The organism is Sediminicoccus rosea, from assembly GCF_033547095.1.
GTDB lineage: Bacteria > Pseudomonadota > Alphaproteobacteria > Acetobacterales > Acetobacteraceae > Roseococcus > Roseococcus rosea.
This window is the reverse complement of record NZ_CP137852.1, coordinates 1,940,832-1,956,627: the sequence shown is the minus strand read 5'-3', so window position 1 is coordinate 1,956,627 and position 15,796 is coordinate 1,940,832. Positions and strand designations below refer to the sequence as shown.

The following is a 15,796-nucleotide window of genomic DNA, read 5'->3' as shown; positions in this document are numbered from 1 at the left end:
TTTGGTGATGAGCCTTCATGTCGCGCCCGTCCTGAAAACCTTCATCGAGACCGAGGTGCTGCCCGGGACCGGCGTCGCCCCCGAGGCGTTCTGGACCGGCCTTTCCGGCCTTCTGGCCGATCTTGCGCCCCGCAACGCCGCCCTGCTCGCCAAGCGCGACGCGCTGCAGGCGAAGATTGACGCCTGGCACCGCGATCACGCGCAGAAGCCGATCGATGCCACCGCCTACGAAGCCTTCCTGCGCGAAATCGGCTACCTGCTGCCCGAGCCCGCGGATTTCGCCGTCACCACCCAGAATGTGGACCCCGAGATCGGCGCCGTGGCCGGCCCGCAGCTCGTCGTGCCCGTGAACAACGCCCGCTACGCGCTGAACGCCGCCAATGCCCGCTGGGGCAGCCTCTATGACGCGCTCTACGGCACGGATGCGATCCCCGAGGCCGATGGCGCCGAGCGCGGCCGCGGCTACAACCCCACGCGCGGCGCCAAGGTCGTGGCCTTCGCCCGCAAGGTGCTGGACCAGGCCGTGCCGCTGATGGGCGCCGGCCACTCCGAGGCGCTGAAGTACCAGGTGAAGGACGGCGCCCTCTCCGTCACGCTGCAGGGCGGCGGTGCCGTTCCGCTGCGCAACCCCGCGCAGCTCGTGGGCTATACGGGCGAGGCCAACTCCCCCACCGCGCTGCTCTTCGCGCATAACGGCCTGCACCTGGAACTTCGCATCGACCGCACGACCGAGGTGGGCAAGGCCGATCCGGCCGGCGTCGCCGACCTCGTGCTCGAAGCGGCGCTCTCGACCATCCAGGATTGCGAGGACAGCGTCGCCGCCGTGGATGCCGCCGACAAGGTGGATGTCTACCGCAACTGGCTCGGCCTGATGACGGGCCAGCTCTCGGCCGATCTCGAGAAGGGTGGCCGCACCATCACCCGCCGCCTGAACGAGGACCGCACCTATACGGCGGTGGCCGGCGGCACCGTCACCCTGCCCGGCCGCTCGGTCATGCTGGTGCGCAATGTCGGCCACCACATGATGACCGATTGCGTGACCTGGAACGGCGCCGAGGTGCCGGAGACCATCCTGGACGCGCTGATCACCTCCGCCATCGCGCTGCATGACATCAAGGGCAAGCGCCTGAACAGCCGCACCGGCAGCGTCTACATCGTGAAGCCCAAGATGCACGGCCCGGAGGAAGTGGCCTGGGCGGTCGAGCTCTTCGGCCGCGTCGAGAAGATCCTGGGCCTGCCGCATGCCACGCTGAAGATGGGCATCATGGACGAGGAGCGCCGCACGACGGTGAACCTCAAGGCCTGCATCAAGGAGGCGGCGGACCGCGTGGCCTTCATCAACACGGGCTTCCTGGACCGCACGGGCGACGAGATCCACACCTCGATGGAAGCCGGCGCCATGATCCGCAAGAACGACATGCGCGGCACGGCCTGGATCAAGGCCTATGAGGAGTGGAACGTGGATATCGGCCTGCTCTGCGGGCTGCGCGGCCGCGCGCAGATCGGCAAGGGCATGTGGGCCATGCCCGATGCCATGGCCGCGATGCTGGAGCAGAAGGTGGGCCACCCCAAGGCGGGGGCCAACACCGCCTGGGTCCCCTCGCCCACCGCCGCCACGCTGCATGCGCTGCATTACCACCAGGTGGACGTCGCCGCCCGCCAGGCCGAGATCGCCGCCGGCGGCCGCCGCGGCAAGCTCTCGGAGCTGCTGGACATCCCCGTCGCCAGCAACACCAACTGGCCGGCGAGCGACCTGCAGGCCGAGCTGGACAACAACGCGCAGGGCATCCTCGGCTACGTCGTGCGCTGGATCGACCAGGGTGTCGGCTGCTCCAAGGTGCCGGACATCCATGATGTCGGCCTGATGGAGGATCGCGCGACGCTGCGCATCTCCGCCCAGCACATCGCCAATTGGCTGCGCCACGGCATCGTGACCGAGGCGCAGGTGATGGAGACCATGAAGCGCATGGCCGCCATCGTGGACAAGCAGAATGCGGGCGACGCCGCCTATACGCCGATGGCGCCCAATTTCGACGGCGTGGCCTTCAAGGCCGCCTGCGCCCTGGTGCTGGAAGGGGCGGCGCAGCCCAATGGCTACACCGAGTTCCTGCTGACCCAGTATCGCCGGATGGCCAAGGCCGCCTGACGGCTTCCTTCCCGGCGACGGGCCTTTCTTGTTAGCCTCCCCGGAAACGGGGAGGCTTTCATGATTTTCCGGCAGCTCTTCGACAGCACCTCCAGCACCTACACCTACCTGCTGGCCAGTCGGCCGGGGGGCGAGGCGCTGATCATCGACCCCGTGCTGGAGCGCGTGGAGCGCTACCTCAAGCTCATCGAGGAACTGGACCTCAAGCTGGTCAAGGCGGTGGACACGCATGTCCATGCCGACCACATCACCGGCCTCGGCGCGCTGCGCGACCACACGAAATGCATCACCGTCATGGGCGAGCAGTCCGGCGTGGACGTGGTGTCCATGCGCGTCTCGGACGGGGACCGGCTCTCGATCGAAGGGATCAGCCTCGGCGTCATCTACACGCCCGGCCACACCGATGATTCCTACAGCTTCACCCTGCCCGACCGCGTCTTCACCGGCGACACGCTGCTGATCCGCGGCACCGGCCGCACCGATTTCCAGAATGGCGATGCGCGCCAGCAATATGACAGCATCTTCAACCGCCTGCTGAAGCTGCCGGAGGAGACGCTGGTCTTCCCCGCGCATGACTACAAGGGCGACACGGTGAGCACGATCGGCGAGGAGCGGCGCCACAATCCGCGCCTCCAGGTCCGGTCGGTCGAGGAATATGCGGCGCTGATGGCGGGCCTGAACCTGCCCAACCCCAAGATGATGGACGTGGCGGTGCCCGCCAATCTGCGCCAGGGCCTGCACCAGGAGGAGGTGGCCCGCCGCGGCTGGGCGGTCACGGCCGAGGCCGCGCAGGCCCTGGTGGGCCAGCCGGGCGCCGTGCTGATCGATCTTCGGGAGAAATCCGAGCGGGAGCGGCATGGCTGCATCCCGGGCGCCCTGCATGCCCCCTACCCTGACCTGGCGGAGAATATCGGCGCGGGCGGCGTGCTGCATGAGCTGGCAACCGCCACCGGCAAGCAGCTTGTCTTCTTCTGCGCCTATGGCGAACGCTCGGCCATGGCGGTGCAGGCGGCGCAGGATGCGGGCCTCGGGCAGGCCAGCCATATCGAGGGCGGCATGGCGGCCTGGAAGAAGGCGGGCGGCCGGCTGGCCTGATCTGCGCGTTCATCGGGTGCCATGGGCGGCGCGGCGTGGCATAAGCCCGCCGCAACCAGCCCAGGCCCCCTCATGATCCGCCTCGACAACATCAGCAAGCAGAACGGCAAGCAGCTTCTCTACATCGAGGCCTCGGCCAGCCTGCAGCGCGGCGAGAAGATCGGCCTGGTGGGCCCCAATGGCGCGGGCAAGTCCACGCTCTTCCGCATGATCACCGGCGAGGAACCGCCCGATGAGGGCCTGGTGCTGGTGGATCGCGGCGTCACCATCGGGTTCTTCAGCCAGGATGTGGGCGAGATGTCGGGCCGCAGCGCGGTGGCCGAGGTGATGGACGGCGCGGGCGATGTCAGCGCCGTCGCGGCCGAGCTGGCCGGGCTGGAAGCGGCGCTGGCCGACCCCGAGCAGGCGGACCGGCTGGACGAGATCCTGGAGCGCTTCGGCGAGGTGCAGGCCCGCTTCGAGGAGCTGGGCGGCTACGCCCTGGAGGGGAAGGCCCGCGAAGTCCTCGCCGGCCTCTCCTTCAGCCAGGAGATGATGGATGGCGATGTCGGCAAGCTCTCCGGCGGCTGGAAGATGCGCGTGGCACTCGCCCGCATCCTGCTGATGCGCCCCGACGTGATGCTGCTGGACGAGCCCTCCAACCACCTCGACCTCGAGAGCCTGATCTGGCTGGAGCAGTTCCTCCAGGGCTATGACGGTGCCCTGCTGATGACCTCGCACGACCGCGAGTTCATGAACCGCATCATCAACAAGGTCATCGAGATCGATGGCGGCGCGCTCACCAGCTACTCGGGCGACTACGAGTTCTACGAGCAGCAGCGCGCCATGGCCGAGAAGCAGCAGCAGGCGCAGTTCGAGCGCCAGCAGGCGATGCTGGCCAAGGAGATCAAGTTCATCGAACGCTTCAAGGCCCGCGCCTCCCACGCGGCCCAGGTGCAGAGCCGCGTGAAGAAGCTCGACAAGATCGAGCGCGTGGATCCGCCGAAGCGCCGCCAGGCCATGTCCTTCGAGTTCCAGCCGGCGCCGCGCTCGGGCGAGGACGTCGTGAACCTGCGCGGCGTCCACAAGCGCTACGGCAGCCGGGTGATCTATGAGGGGCTGGACCTCTTGATCCGCCGGCGGGAGCGCTGCGCGGTGCTGGGGGTGAACGGCGCGGGCAAGTCCACATTGCTGAAGCTCGTCACGGGTGCCACGGAGCCGGATGCGGGCAGCGTGGCGCTGGGCGGCAGCGTGAAGCTCGCCTATTTCGCGCAGCACGCGATGGAGCTGCTCGACGGCGAGCAGACGGTGCTGGAGGCGCTTGAGGCTGAATTCCCGCGCGCGCCCCAGGCCTCGCTGCGCGCCCTGGCCGGCGGCTTCGGCTTCTCGGGTGACGACATCGACAAGCGCTGCCGCGTGCTCTCGGGCGGCGAGAAGGCGCGCCTGGTGATGGCACGCATGCTCTATGATCCGCCCAATTTCCTGGTGCTGGACGAGCCGACCAACCACCTCGACATCGCCACCAAGGAGATGCTGATCGCCGCACTCGCGCAGTACGAAGGCACCATGCTCTTCGTCTCGCATGACCGCCACTTCCTGGCCGCCCTCTCCAACCGCGTGCTGGAGCTGACGCCCGAGGGCATCCATCAATATGGCGGTGGCTACACGGAATATGTGGCGCGCAGCGGCCATGAGGCGCCGGGGCTCAGGGCGGCATGAGGTTCAACCACACCGCGCATCGCCTGGACGCGGCGCATTTCGAGACGGTGGTCGAGCTCTTCGTCGGGCAGCTCGGCTTTGTCGTCCTGCGCCGGACGGAGCGCTCCATCTGGCTGCGCCAGCCCGGCAGCAATATCGACCTCCAGTTCAGCCGCAGCGAGACGGCGCACCGCGACGCCGACAAGCTGCGCTCCCAGGTCTCCTTCCTCAGCGATACGCCGGAAGCGGCGCTGAAGACGCTGGCCGCCTGGGCGGAGGCGCGCGGCCTCGCCGCCACGGTCGGCGCCTATTCCGACCGCGAATTCTACCTCGACCTGCCCGAGGCCTTCGTGGACTGGGTGCTGGAGGCGATGCGCCCCGAGCTGGCCGACTACCCGGTGAAGGCCTAGTTCACCGCCGCATTCCGGCCGTGCCACATCGAGAGGCTGAGCGGCGCGATCACGTCGCCATCGCGGCCGGCGTAATCATGCCTGGCCGCGTCGCGCAGCATCCGCGCCTGGGATTCGGCCAGGATTCCCGCCGCCTCCGCCACGTTCAGCCGCGTCGGCTTGCCATCCGCCCAGACCGTCTCGCCGCCCACGATCACGCGCCGCACCGCACGGTCGGCCGCGTGGAAGACGAGGCTCCGCACCGGGTCGCGCGGCGGCTGCATGAGCGGGTGGCCGAGATCCACCAGCGTCACATCCGCCGTCGCCCCAGGCGTCAGGCGCCCCAGATCGGGCCTTCCCACCGCATCCGCACCACCCACCGTGGCCGCGTGAAAGACGCTGCCCGCATCCGCCGCATGCAGGTTCCGGTCGGCGTTGCGCGCGAGGATGACGGCGAGGCGCATCTCCTCGATCAGGTTGTGCGGCGCGCAATCCGTGCCGAAGCCCATGTTGATGCCGCGCGCCCGATATTTCCCGAAATCCTGCAGGTGCTCGCCATAGCGCGCGAAGGGCGAAGGGCAATGCGCCACACTCGCCCCGCTGTCGGCGATCAGCCCGATATCGGTGCGGGTGTGCCAGCGGATGGAGGAATGCTCGTCCACGAAGATGGCGTGCCCCAGGATGCTGCGCGGGGTCAGCAGCCCGATGCGCGACGCCCATTGGATCGGCGTCTCGCCATGGCGGCGGATCATCTCATGGATCTCCACCACCGCCTGGGAGATATGGGTGGTGAAGGGCCGGCCGGTCTCCGCGGCATAGGCGATGCTCTCGCGCAGCATCTCCTCCTCCACGGTATCGATCTGCGCGGGGAAGACGATGCCCGTGAGCCGGCCGCAGGCATGCGCCTCGGCCTCCTTCATCACCGCCTTGGCGGCGGCGAATTGCCGCACGGCATCCTCGCGGTTCCACAGCCAGGTGACGGTCTGCGGCGCCTCCATCCCCCAGCGCGCGGCGGCGTAGCCAGGCCCCGCCCAGACGCGCATGCCGCTCTCGGCCATGATGCCGAGCCATTCGGGAAACGGGCGGGAGAGATCCACCACGCTGGTCACACCGGCCGCCAGCATCTCGGCATAGGCGAGGCGCATCGCCGCCGCTTGCCCCGCCTGGTCGAGCCGCATGCTTTGCGAACGCTCGAACAGGCCGCTCATGAACTGCTCGGGCACGCCGTGGTCGTCGCGCACGCCGCGATAGGCGGGCTCGGTCGTCGGGTGGGTGTGGATGTTCATGAGGCCCGGCATGACGAGCATGTGGCGCGCATCCACCACCTCCGCGCCTTCGGGCGGCGGCGCATCGCCCGCATGCGGCGCGACGCTGGCGATCTTGCCGCCCTCGATCAGGATATCGAGGTCGCGGCCGTAGGTCTGGCGCTGCTGCGCCGCGTCCCACAGCGCCGCCCAGGCGACGCCGCGCAGGAGGATGGGTTGCGGCATCAGACCTTCTCCAGGTTCCAGTAGAAGAGCGCCGGGCCAGGCAGCATGCCCCGGATGTTGCGGCGATGCGCGATCACGCCGCGATACTGGCCGAGCGGGATGTTCGTCACCGTCTCCACATGCAGCTTCTCGAGCTGGGTCAGGATCTCGCGCTGCCGGGCCGGGTCGGCCTCGAAGGTCCAGGCGTCGTTCAGCGCCTGCACGCGCGCATCGCAGGGCCAGCCGAACCAGCCGCCCTCGCAATGGCCGACGAAGACGTTGAGCAGCGGGTTCTGGATGCCCGTGATGGTGGCGTTGGTGCAGAAGATGTTCCAGCCGCCCTGGGCCGGCGGATTGCGGGAGGCACGGCGCTGCACCACGCCGCTCCAGTCGCTCGCGATCACATCGGCATTGGCGCCGAGCCGCCGCAACGCCTCGGCCGTCATCAACGCGAGCGGCGCGAGTGTCGCATTGTCGGCCGGGTTCATCACGACGATGGGGCGGCCGTCATAGCCCGCCGCGCGGAAGGCGGCGGCCGCCTCGGCATCGGTCATGCGCGGCCAGCCCAGCGCCTCGAAGCCCGCATCGGCGCCCGGCGCGCAGCCGAAATTGGCCCCGCATTCGCGCGACGGAATGTCCCGCCCGATGCTGGCCATGAGGAAGTCCGGCTGGCGGATCACCGCCATCAGCGCCCGACGCGCCGCCACATTGTTGAAGGGCGGGTGCAGGTGGTTCAGCGCCATGAAGAACTGGTAGCCCAGCGGGTCATTGGGCGCCACGACCACATCGCGCGTGCGGGAGAGGCGCGGCACCAGGTCCGGCGCGGGGCTCTCCAGCAGGTCGAATTCACCCGTCGTCAGGCCATTGGCGGCCGTCGCGACATCGGGCGTGTAGAGGCTCTCGATGCGGTCGATCTTCGCGACCTTGCCGCCCGCCGCCTGGCTCGGCGGCTCCGCGCGCGGCACATATTCGCGGAAGCGCTCATAGACCACGCGCGCCCCCGGGTTCCATTGCTCGCGGATGAAGCGGAAGGGCCCGGAGCCCACCACCTCCGTGATGGCGGTGTTGGGGTCGGTGCGGGCCAGGCGCTCGGGCATCATGAAGGGCACGTTGCTGTCGATCTTGCCCAGCGCCTCCAGCACGAAGCCCACGGGGCGCGAGAGCTTGAGCACGAAGACGCGATCATCCCGCGCCTCCAGGCTCTCGGTCACGCGCATCAGGGCGCGGCCCATGCCGTCCCTGGCCCCCCAGCGGCGGATCGAGGCCACGCAATCCGCCGCGCGCACCGGGGCACCATCATGCCAGCGCAGCCCCTCGCGCAGGCGGAAGGTCCATTCCCGCCGGTCACCTGACACGCCGAACTCGTCCACCATCTGCGGTTGCGGGCGGTTCTGCGCGTCCATCGCGAAGAGCGTGTCCCACACCAGATAGCCGTGGTTCCGCGTGAGGTAGGTGGTGGTCCAGATCGGGTCCAGCGCGCGCAGATCGCCGATCGGGACGGAGCGGATCACCCGCCGCGGGTCCTGCGCCATGGCCTGGCGCGTTTCGAGCGAGAGGAGCGCGGGGGCGGCGACGAGCGGCAGATGGCGGCGGCGGATGGCCATGCGGCAGAACCCTTTCCAGCTTCGGCACCGCAGCGTGAATTCCCGGGAGCCCGGCATGCAAGCGGAATCCGCCGATGCAGGCGATCGCACCCTTGCCGCGCGCCGCATCCGCCGCAATCCTGCGCAAGCATCTCCAGGAGCCATGCCATGCCGCGCCGCGTCACCCTCGCCGCCGCCCAGTTGGGCCCGATCCAGAAGGCCGAAGGCCGCGATGTCGCGGTGGGCCGCATGGTGCGGCTCATGGAGCACGCGCATCGCCGCGGCGTCGAGGTCGTGGTCTTCCCCGAACTGGCGCTCACCACCTTCTTCCCGCGCTGGTATGAGGAGGACATCGCCAAGGCGGACCATTGGTATGAGCACGCCATGCCCTCCAACGAGACGGCGCCGCTCTTCGAAGCCGCGAAGAAGTACGGCATCGGCTTTCACCTGGGCTATGCCGAGAAGACGCCCGATGGCCACCGCTACAACACCGCGATCTACGTGCACCCTTCGGGCCAGGTCGTGCTGAAATACCGCAAGGTCCACCTGCCCGGGCACAAGGAATACGACCCGATCCGCAAGGTGCAGCACCTGGAGAAGCGCTATTTCGAGGTGGGCGACCTGGGCTTCCCCGTCATCCGCGCGCCGGTCGGCCAGCAAGAGGCCAATATCGGCATGATGATCTGCAATGACCGCCGCTGGCCTGAGGCGTGGCGCGTCATGGGGCTGCAGCAGGTCGAGATCGTCATGCTCGGCTACAACACGCCTTCGCTCAACATGGACAATCGGGGCTTCGAGGCGCACCACCTGCGCGTCGAGCATTCGCACCTCTCCATCCGCGCCGGCTGCTACCAGAATGCCTGCTTCGGCGTGGCGACGGCCAAGGGCGGCACGGAGGATGGGCATGAGCTCTTCGGCCATTCCATCATCGTGAACCCGCAGGGCGAGATCATGGCCCAGGCGACGAGCTGGGGCGACGAACTCATCACCGCCGATTGCGACCTGGACGACTGCAAGCTGGGCCGCACCACCATCTTCAACTTCGCCGCCCATCGCCGGCCCGAAGCCTATGGCCGCATCCTGGAGCAGGTGGGCTCGGTCGAGCCACCGGTCTGGACGCCCGCCTGATGCCGAAGATCCAGCGCGACGGCGCCGAGATCTGGTGGGATGTGAGGGGCGCGCCGGATGCGCCACCCCTGGTGCTCGCCGCCGGGCTGGGCGGCACGCATGGCTGGTGGGCGCCGCAGCTCGATGCCTATGCGCGGGAATTCCGCGTGCTGGTCTTCGACCAGCGCGGCACCGGGAACTCGTCCCGCGTGCCGGTGGCCTCGGTCGGGCAGATGGCCGCCGACCTCGCCGCCGTGATGGATGCGGCGGGCATGCCGCGCGCCGCCTATCTCGGCCACTCCACCGGCGGCGCCATCGGCGTGGCCTTGGCGCTGGCCGAGCCCGCGCGCCTCTCCCGCATGGTGGTCTATGCCAGCACGACCCATGGCGACCGCTATCGCCACCGCGTCTTCGCGCTGCGCAAGATCCTGATGGAGCGCGCCGGGGCCGATGCCTATGCCCGCTACACCACGCTGCTGCTCCACCCGCCCTATTGGATCAACGCGAACGAGGCACGCATCGCGGCGGATGAGGCTGCCGCCGCCGGCGCGCTGGGCGACCCCGTGGTGCAGGGCAGCCGGCTGGACGCCATCCTCGCCTTCGACCCGCGCGCCGAACTGCCGCGCCTCAGGCCGCCGCTCATGGTGCTCTGCGCCGATGACGACATCCTGACCCCGCGCTATTTCTCCGAGGAGATGGCCGCTCTGGTTCCCGGCGCCTATGCCGTCTTCGTCCCGCGCGGCGGGCATGCGCTCTCCCGCACCGAACCCGCGCTGTTCGACAGCATCGTCCTGCCCTTCCTCCGCGAGGCCCCATGAAGCGACGCGCATTGCTGCTGACCCCGCTGGCCACGCCGGCCCTCGCGCAGGGCGAATGGCGGCCGGACCGGCCCTTGCGCATCATCGTGCCCTTCCCCGCCGGCGGCAGCGCCGATGTGCAGTCCCGCCTGATCGCCGAGCCCCTCTCCCAGGCGCTGGGCCAGCCCGTGGTGATCGAGAACCGGCCGGGCGCCGGCGGCACCATCGGCGCCACCGAGGCGGCGCGCACCGCACCCGATGGCCTCACGCTCTTCATGGCGACGACCGGCACCCATTCGGCCAATCCCTGGCTCTATCCGCGCCTCGCCTATGATCCCGTCGCCGATTTCGCGCCCGTCACCCTGGTCAGCGACTACGCGCAATGCATCGCGATCGGCCCCGACTGGCCCGCCCCACCCGCGCGCAATTTCGCGGGGCTGATCGCAGGGCTGCGCGCCGAGCCGGCGCGCAGCCTCTTTGGCTCCTCCGGCAATGGCTCGCCCACGCATCTGGCGGGCGAGATGTTCGCCCATGCCATGGGCCTGCGGCTGGAACACGTGCCCTATCGCGGCCAGGCGCCCGCGCTGAACGATCTGATCGGCGGGCGGCTCAGCCTGATGTTCCCCTCCATCTCGGATGTGCTGGGGCAGTTGCGTGGCGGGCGCGTCGCCGCCGTCGCCACCATGGCGCGGGCGCGGCATAGCGCCATCCCCGATGTGCCCACCACCGCGGAGCTCGGCCACCCCGACCTCGTCAGCTCGATCTGGAGCGGGCTCTACACCCGCGCCGGCTCGCCGCCCGCCGCCATCGCGCGGCTGAACCTCGAGATCGTCCGCATCCTGAACGCGCCGGCCACGCGGCAGCGCCTGGGCGATGCGGGCTTCGAGCTGCTGCCCGGCACGCCGGAGCAGCTGGCGCGCTTCCAGGCGGCAGAGACGGCGCGCTGGGGCGAGGTGATCCGCCGCGCCGGCATCCGTGCGGATTAGCCCGGCCGGAGGGCGGCGATGATCGGCCCGGCTGAAGCGCGTGATCGCCTCTGGCGATTGGTCCGCGGCGCGCGGGGCTGGCACTCTGCACCTGAGACAGAAGGAACCCTTCCCATGCGTGCCATCTTCGCCTCCAGCCTCCTCGCCGCCGGCCTCGGCCTCGCCGCCCTGCCCGCCCAGGCCCAGAGCGTCCATTGCGACGGCCGGCTCCAGGTGGACCCGGTGACGATGACGGAGATCGCGGCCTCGCGCGAGTTCAACGAGGCGCGGCGGCAATTCTCCGTGGGACTGCGCAACCTGACCCCCCAGCCCATGCTGGTGTTCATCCGCGTCGGCCAGCTGCCCGGCGCACCCGTGAATGCGAGCCGCGAGGTGGAGCTGGACGGGAATGCCTCGCGCCGCCAGGGGGTGTTGAACGTCGCAGCCGGCAGCACCCTGACGCCCGGCCAGGTCCAGGCCGTGCTGCAATACATCTGCCGCTGAGGGGCGGCGGCTATTCCGGCTGCACCCCCGCCGCGCGCAGGATCTGCGCGTTGAGCGCGATCTCGGCCAGCAGGAAGTCGCGGAACGCGGCGCGCGTCATCGGCAGCGTCACGGCACCCAGGCGGTCATGCGCGGCGATCACCTCGGGCTCGGCGAGGATGGCGTTCACCTCGCGATTCAGGCGGTCCAGCACGGGCTCGGGCGTGCCGGCGGGGGCCAGGATCCCGTTCCACAGGGCCGCCTGGAAGCCGGGCCAGGACTCGGCCAGCGTCGGCAGGTCGGGCAGCATGGCGGCGCGCTGCAGGCCCGTGGTGGCAATGCCGCGGATCTGCCCGCCCTGGATCAGCGGCGCCAGGGTGAAGGTCGCGTCGAAGAGCAGCTGGATCTGCCCGGCGATCAGCGCCGTCCGCCCCTCGGCATAGTTGCGGTAGGGCACGTGCTGCATCTCGATGCCCGCCTGGCTGCGCAGCCGCTCCATCGTCAGGTGCAGCGCGGCGCCCGTGCCGGAGGAGGCGTAGTTCAGCGCCCCGGGATGGGCCTTGGCATAGGCCACCAGCTCCGCCACCGAGCGCACGGGCAGGCTGTTGGTCACGGCCAGCGCGAAGGGGAAGCTGTCCATCATCGCGACGGGCGCGAGGTCGTTCATCAGCCGGAAGGGCCGGCGCAGCTGCTGCGTCTCGTTGATCGCCTGGTTGGTGGTGGCGACCACCAGCGTGTGGCCGTCCGGGGCGCTCTTGGCCACCGCATCCACGCCGATGCTGCCGGCCAGGCCGGGGCGGTTCTCCGCCACCACCGGCTGGCCCAGCGCGCGGGAAAGGCGCTCGGCCATCAGCCGCGCGACGGTGTCGGTCGAGCCGCCGGGCGAATAGGGAATGACGAGGCGCAGCGGCCGGCGCGGCCAGGCGTCCTGCGCCAGCGCGGGGGTTGCGAGCACAAGGCCGAGTGCGGTGCGGCGGGCGATCATGGGATGTCCTCCAGGGTGATGCTCCGTCCCTCGGCGAGCGCCTGCTCGATCCGGGTGGCGAGGCGGACGAGGCGCAGCCCATCCGCCCCCGTGCCGAGCCGCGTGCCGCCATCCGCAAGGTCCCGCGCGAAGCCGTCCATCTCGTCGCGATAAAGGTCGCAGGCGGGAACACGCTCCTCCGTGACGCCTTCCGCATGGGTGATGGTCATCACGAATTCCTCCACCCAGCGCAGCGGGCCGGTCCGGAGCATGCCCTTGGTGCCGATGACGACGAGGTCGCTGCCGGCATAGGGCGCCTCGCGCGAGGCGCGCAGGCTCACCTGCACATCGTTCATCGTGCGCAGCAGCAGGGTCACGGTGTCCGCCCCCTGCCCGCTGCCCGGCGGCGGATGGGCGAGGCCGCCGACCGAGGCGAGGCACCCACCGGCGAGCTTCGGCACCAGGTCCAATAGGTGCAGCGCGACATCATAGAGAATGCCGCCACCCTGCGCCGGGTCCTCGCGCCAGGGCGCGCGTTCGGAAAGCGGCGCCGCGCGCTCGATGGAAATGGCGCGGATGGTGCCGATGCGCCCCTCGGCCAGCACGGCGGCCACGCGGTCGAGGAATTTCTCGAAGCGCAGATGCAGGCCGAGGCGCAGCATGACGCCCGCGCTCTCGCAGGCCGCGATCATGGCCAGCGCATCGGCCTCCGTCATCGCGAGCGGCTTCTCGCAGAGCACGGGCTTGCCGGCCGCGGCGGCGGCGAGCACCACGGGCATATGCCTGTCATTCGGCGTCATGACGAAGACGGCGTCCACCTCGGGATCCGTCACGAGCGTCTCATGCGTGGCGTGGAAGTTCGGGATGCCGTGCATCGCGCAGAAGGCGCGGCCCTTGGCGGGGTCGCGCGTCGCGCCGGCCTGGATCACTGCATGCTCCGCGCGGCGCGAGGCGCCCATCACCGTGGTGGCGAGCGAACCCAGGCCCACCAGGCCCCAGCGCAATGTCCTGACCGCCATCCCGCATCCTTTCCCGATCGCGCGGGAAGGATAGGCGCGGCCTCAGCCATAGGGAAAGCCGCCGAGCCAGAGAACATCCTCGATGCGGCGCGCGCCGCTCGCCAGCATCGCCAGCCGGTCGAAGCCGAGCGCGATGCCGCTGCCCGCCGGCATGCCCTGCGCCAGGGCCGCCAGGAAATCCGCATCAACCGGCCAGGAGGCGGCGGCGCCGTAGAGGCGTTCGCGCTCGGCCACGTCATGGGCGAAGCGCGCGGCCTGTTCCGCCGCATCGGTCAGTTCGTCGAAGGCGTTGGCGAGTTCGATGCCGCCGGCAAACAGCTCGAAGCGCAACGCCACGCGCGGGTCGTCCGGATCGCGCCGGGCCAGCGCGGCCTGCGGGGCGGGCCAATGCGTCAGGAAGCTCGCGCGCGCGCGGCCCAGATGTGGCTCCACATGGTCGAGCAGGATACGGAAGAAGGCCTCCTCCCAGCTCTCATCCGCCCGCGCGCCCAGTGCGGCGCCATCGCCCGTGCCATCGGGCCGGATGCTGGCGAGAAGGTCGAGCCCCGCATGGCGCGCGAAGGCCTCGGCACAGGTGATGCGCTCGAAGGGGAGGGTCAGGTCCGTCGTCACCCCCTCATGCGCCACCATGGGCGGGCAGAGCGCGCGGACCAGCGCCTCCGTCTCCGCCATCAGTCCCTCCAGCATGAGGCCCGGGCGATACCATTCCAGCATGGTGAATTCGGGCGCGTGGCGCGCGCCGATCTCGCCATTGCGCCAGACGCGGGCGAGTTCGAAGACCGGCCCGGCACCGCCGACCAGCAGCCGCTTCAAGGCGAGTTCCGGCGAGGTGCGCAGCCAGAGCGCGCGCCGCTCCCCTTGACCCAGATGCGGCTCATAGGCGCTCTGGAAGCCGCGCAGATGCACCTCCATCCCCGGCGCGGGCACGAGGCAGGGCGTCTCCACCTCGCGATAGCCGCGCTGGGTGAGCCAGGCGCGCGTGGCGGCGGTCAGGCGCGCGCGGGCGTCGAGGAAGGGCAGGCGCGCGGCCAGGCTCTCGGGGTGCCATACGGGATGGGGCATTGCGCGGCAGCCCTTACCAGGGCAGAGCCTCGCCTGCCATGACCCGCACGCTGCGCACCCCCCAGGAGCTGGTTGACGCCGGCCTGATCGCGCCCGCCGCAGCCTCCGCGCTGGAGGCGGTGGCGGCCCGCTATTCCATCGCCGTCACCCCCGCCATGGCCGCCCTGATCCGCGAGGCCGGCGCGCCCATCGCCGCGCAATACCTGCCCGAGCCCGAGGAGCTCATCACGGCGCCGCATGAGCTGGAGGACCCGACGGCCGACGCGCCCTTCACCCCCATCAAGGGCGTGGTGCACCGCTATCCGGACCGCGCGCTGCTCAAGCCCCTGCTGGCCTGCCCGGTTTATTGTCGCTTCTGCTTCCGGCGCGAGGCCGTCGGCCCCGATGGCGGCCTGCTGAGCGAGGCGGAATTGGAGGCGGCGCTGGACTGGTTCGCCGAAACGCCCGCGGTGCGCGAGGTGATCCTGACCGGCGGTGACCCGCTGATGCTCTCACCGCGGCGCCTTGGGCGCATCCTGGCGCGGCTGGCCGCGATTCCCCACATCGAGACGCTGCGCATCCACAGCCGCGTGCCAGTGGCGGACCCTGGGCGCATCACGCCTGGCATGCTGGCGGCGCTGACCCTGGACCGGCCGCTCTATCTTTGCGTGCACGCCAATCATGCGGCGGAATTCACGCCCGAGGCGGCGGCCGGGCTGCGTGGGCTGCACGCGGCGGGGCTCGTGCTGCTCGGCCAATCCGTGCTGCTGCGCGGCGTCAATGACAGCGAGGCCGCGCTGGAGGCGCTGTTCCGCGCCATGCTGCGGCACCGCGTGAAGCCCTACTACCTGCACCAGCTCGACCCCGCGCCCGGCACGGCGCGCTTCCATGTGCCGGTGGAGGAGGGCCTCGCCCTGCTGCGGGCCTTGCGCGGCCGCGTCACCGGTCTCGCCTGGCCCAGCTATGTGCAGGAGCAGCCGGCGGGGGCGGGGAAAATGCCTCTTGGCATGGCCGGTATGCGTGGCGGGGCTGGACAAGCGCGCGAAGCCGTTTAGAACGCC

Annotated in this window: 14 protein-coding genes; 9 read left to right on the top strand and 5 right to left on the bottom strand. The window is 70.2% G+C overall.

Annotation, left to right across the window (positions count from 1 at the left end):
• The first annotated feature begins 7 nt into the window (after positions 1–7).
• The 4 genes from R9Z33_RS09415 to R9Z33_RS09400 all read left to right on the top strand — a co-directional run bounded on the left by R9Z33_RS09415 (position 8) and on the right by R9Z33_RS09400 (position 5,328).
• Positions 8–2,146 carry a malate synthase G gene (locus R9Z33_RS09415; RefSeq protein ID WP_318651034.1) on the top strand — a complete coding sequence of 713 codons (2,139 nt, stop codon included), beginning with the start codon at positions 8–10 and terminating at the stop codon, positions 2,144–2,146.
• Between the two features lie 60 nt (positions 2,147–2,206).
• On the top strand, positions 2,207–3,241 hold the full coding sequence (locus tag R9Z33_RS09410; protein WP_318651033.1) for an MBL fold metallo-hydrolase: 1,035 nt from the start codon (positions 2,207–2,209) through the stop codon (positions 3,239–3,241).
• Positions 3,242–3,313: 72 nt separating this feature from the next.
• Positions 3,314–4,939, top strand: a complete 1,626-nt coding sequence (locus R9Z33_RS09405) for an ABC-F family ATP-binding cassette domain-containing protein (protein WP_318651032.1) — start codon at positions 3,314–3,316, stop codon at positions 4,937–4,939.
• The gene (locus tag R9Z33_RS09400) at positions 4,936–5,328 is read left to right on the top strand and encodes a hypothetical protein (RefSeq protein ID WP_318651031.1); all 393 of its coding nucleotides are present in this window, start codon (positions 4,936–4,938) and stop codon (positions 5,326–5,328) included. The genes R9Z33_RS09405 and R9Z33_RS09400 overlap by 4 nt, the downstream gene beginning before the upstream one ends.
• Here the strand turns inward: R9Z33_RS09400 and R9Z33_RS09395 are convergent.
• Both R9Z33_RS09395 and R9Z33_RS09390 read right to left on the bottom strand, forming a co-directional pair.
• On the bottom strand, positions 5,325–6,797 hold the full coding sequence (locus R9Z33_RS09395; RefSeq protein WP_318651030.1) for an amidohydrolase family protein: 1,473 nt from the start codon (positions 6,795–6,797) through the stop codon (positions 5,325–5,327). The two genes, R9Z33_RS09400 and R9Z33_RS09395, sit on opposite strands and share 4 nt — an antisense overlap.
• Entirely contained in the window at positions 6,797–8,380 is a 1,584-nt protein-coding gene (locus R9Z33_RS09390) for an ABC transporter substrate-binding protein (protein ID WP_318651029.1), read from the bottom strand. The genes R9Z33_RS09395 and R9Z33_RS09390 overlap by 1 nt, the downstream gene beginning before the upstream one ends.
• Before the next feature lie 147 nt (positions 8,381–8,527).
• Between R9Z33_RS09390 and R9Z33_RS09385 the strand changes: the two genes are divergently transcribed.
• The 4 genes from R9Z33_RS09385 (at position 8,528) to R9Z33_RS09370 (ending at position 11,732) form a co-directional block, all read left to right on the top strand.
• A complete protein-coding gene (locus tag R9Z33_RS09385) occupies positions 8,528–9,487 on the top strand; it encodes an N-carbamoyl-D-amino-acid hydrolase (protein ID WP_318651028.1) in 960 nt (319 codons plus the stop codon).
• Positions 9,487–10,284: an alpha/beta fold hydrolase gene (locus tag R9Z33_RS09380; RefSeq protein WP_318651027.1), complete on the top strand. Its 798-nt coding sequence runs from the start codon at positions 9,487–9,489 to the stop codon at positions 10,282–10,284. Before R9Z33_RS09385 ends, R9Z33_RS09380 begins: the two co-directional genes overlap by 1 nt.
• Positions 10,281–11,249, top strand: a complete 969-nt coding sequence (locus R9Z33_RS09375) for a Bug family tripartite tricarboxylate transporter substrate binding protein (RefSeq protein WP_318651026.1) — start codon at positions 10,281–10,283, stop codon at positions 11,247–11,249. Before R9Z33_RS09380 ends, R9Z33_RS09375 begins: the two co-directional genes overlap by 4 nt.
• 114 nt (positions 11,250–11,363) lie before the next feature.
• Positions 11,364–11,732, top strand: a complete 369-nt coding sequence (locus R9Z33_RS09370; RefSeq protein WP_318651025.1) for a hypothetical protein — start codon at positions 11,364–11,366, stop codon at positions 11,730–11,732.
• 10 nt (positions 11,733–11,742) lie between these two features.
• Here the strand turns inward: R9Z33_RS09370 and R9Z33_RS09365 are convergent, their stop codons facing one another.
• The 3 genes from R9Z33_RS09365 to epmA are packed head-to-tail and all read right to left on the bottom strand — an operon-like array spanning position 11,743 to position 14,756.
• On the bottom strand, positions 11,743–12,696 hold the full coding sequence (locus R9Z33_RS09365) for a Bug family tripartite tricarboxylate transporter substrate binding protein (protein ID WP_318651024.1): 954 nt from the start codon (positions 12,694–12,696) through the stop codon (positions 11,743–11,745).
• A complete protein-coding gene (locus R9Z33_RS09360) occupies positions 12,693–13,694 on the bottom strand; it encodes a Gfo/Idh/MocA family protein (RefSeq protein WP_318651023.1) in 1,002 nt (333 codons plus the stop codon). Before R9Z33_RS09360 ends, R9Z33_RS09365 begins: the two co-directional genes overlap by 4 nt.
• 42 nt (positions 13,695–13,736) lie before the next feature.
• The gene (epmA, locus tag R9Z33_RS09355) at positions 13,737–14,756 is read right to left on the bottom strand and encodes an EF-P lysine aminoacylase EpmA (protein WP_318651022.1); all 1,020 of its coding nucleotides are present in this window, start codon (positions 14,754–14,756) and stop codon (positions 13,737–13,739) included.
• 38 nt (positions 14,757–14,794) lie between these two features.
• Here epmA and R9Z33_RS09350 point away from each other — a divergent pair, with 38 nt between their 5' ends.
• Complete coding sequence (locus R9Z33_RS09350) at positions 14,795–15,790, top strand: lysine-2,3-aminomutase-like protein (RefSeq protein WP_318651021.1); 996 nt, start codon at positions 14,795–14,797, stop codon at positions 15,788–15,790.
• The last annotated feature ends 6 nt before the right edge of the window (positions 15,791–15,796 follow it).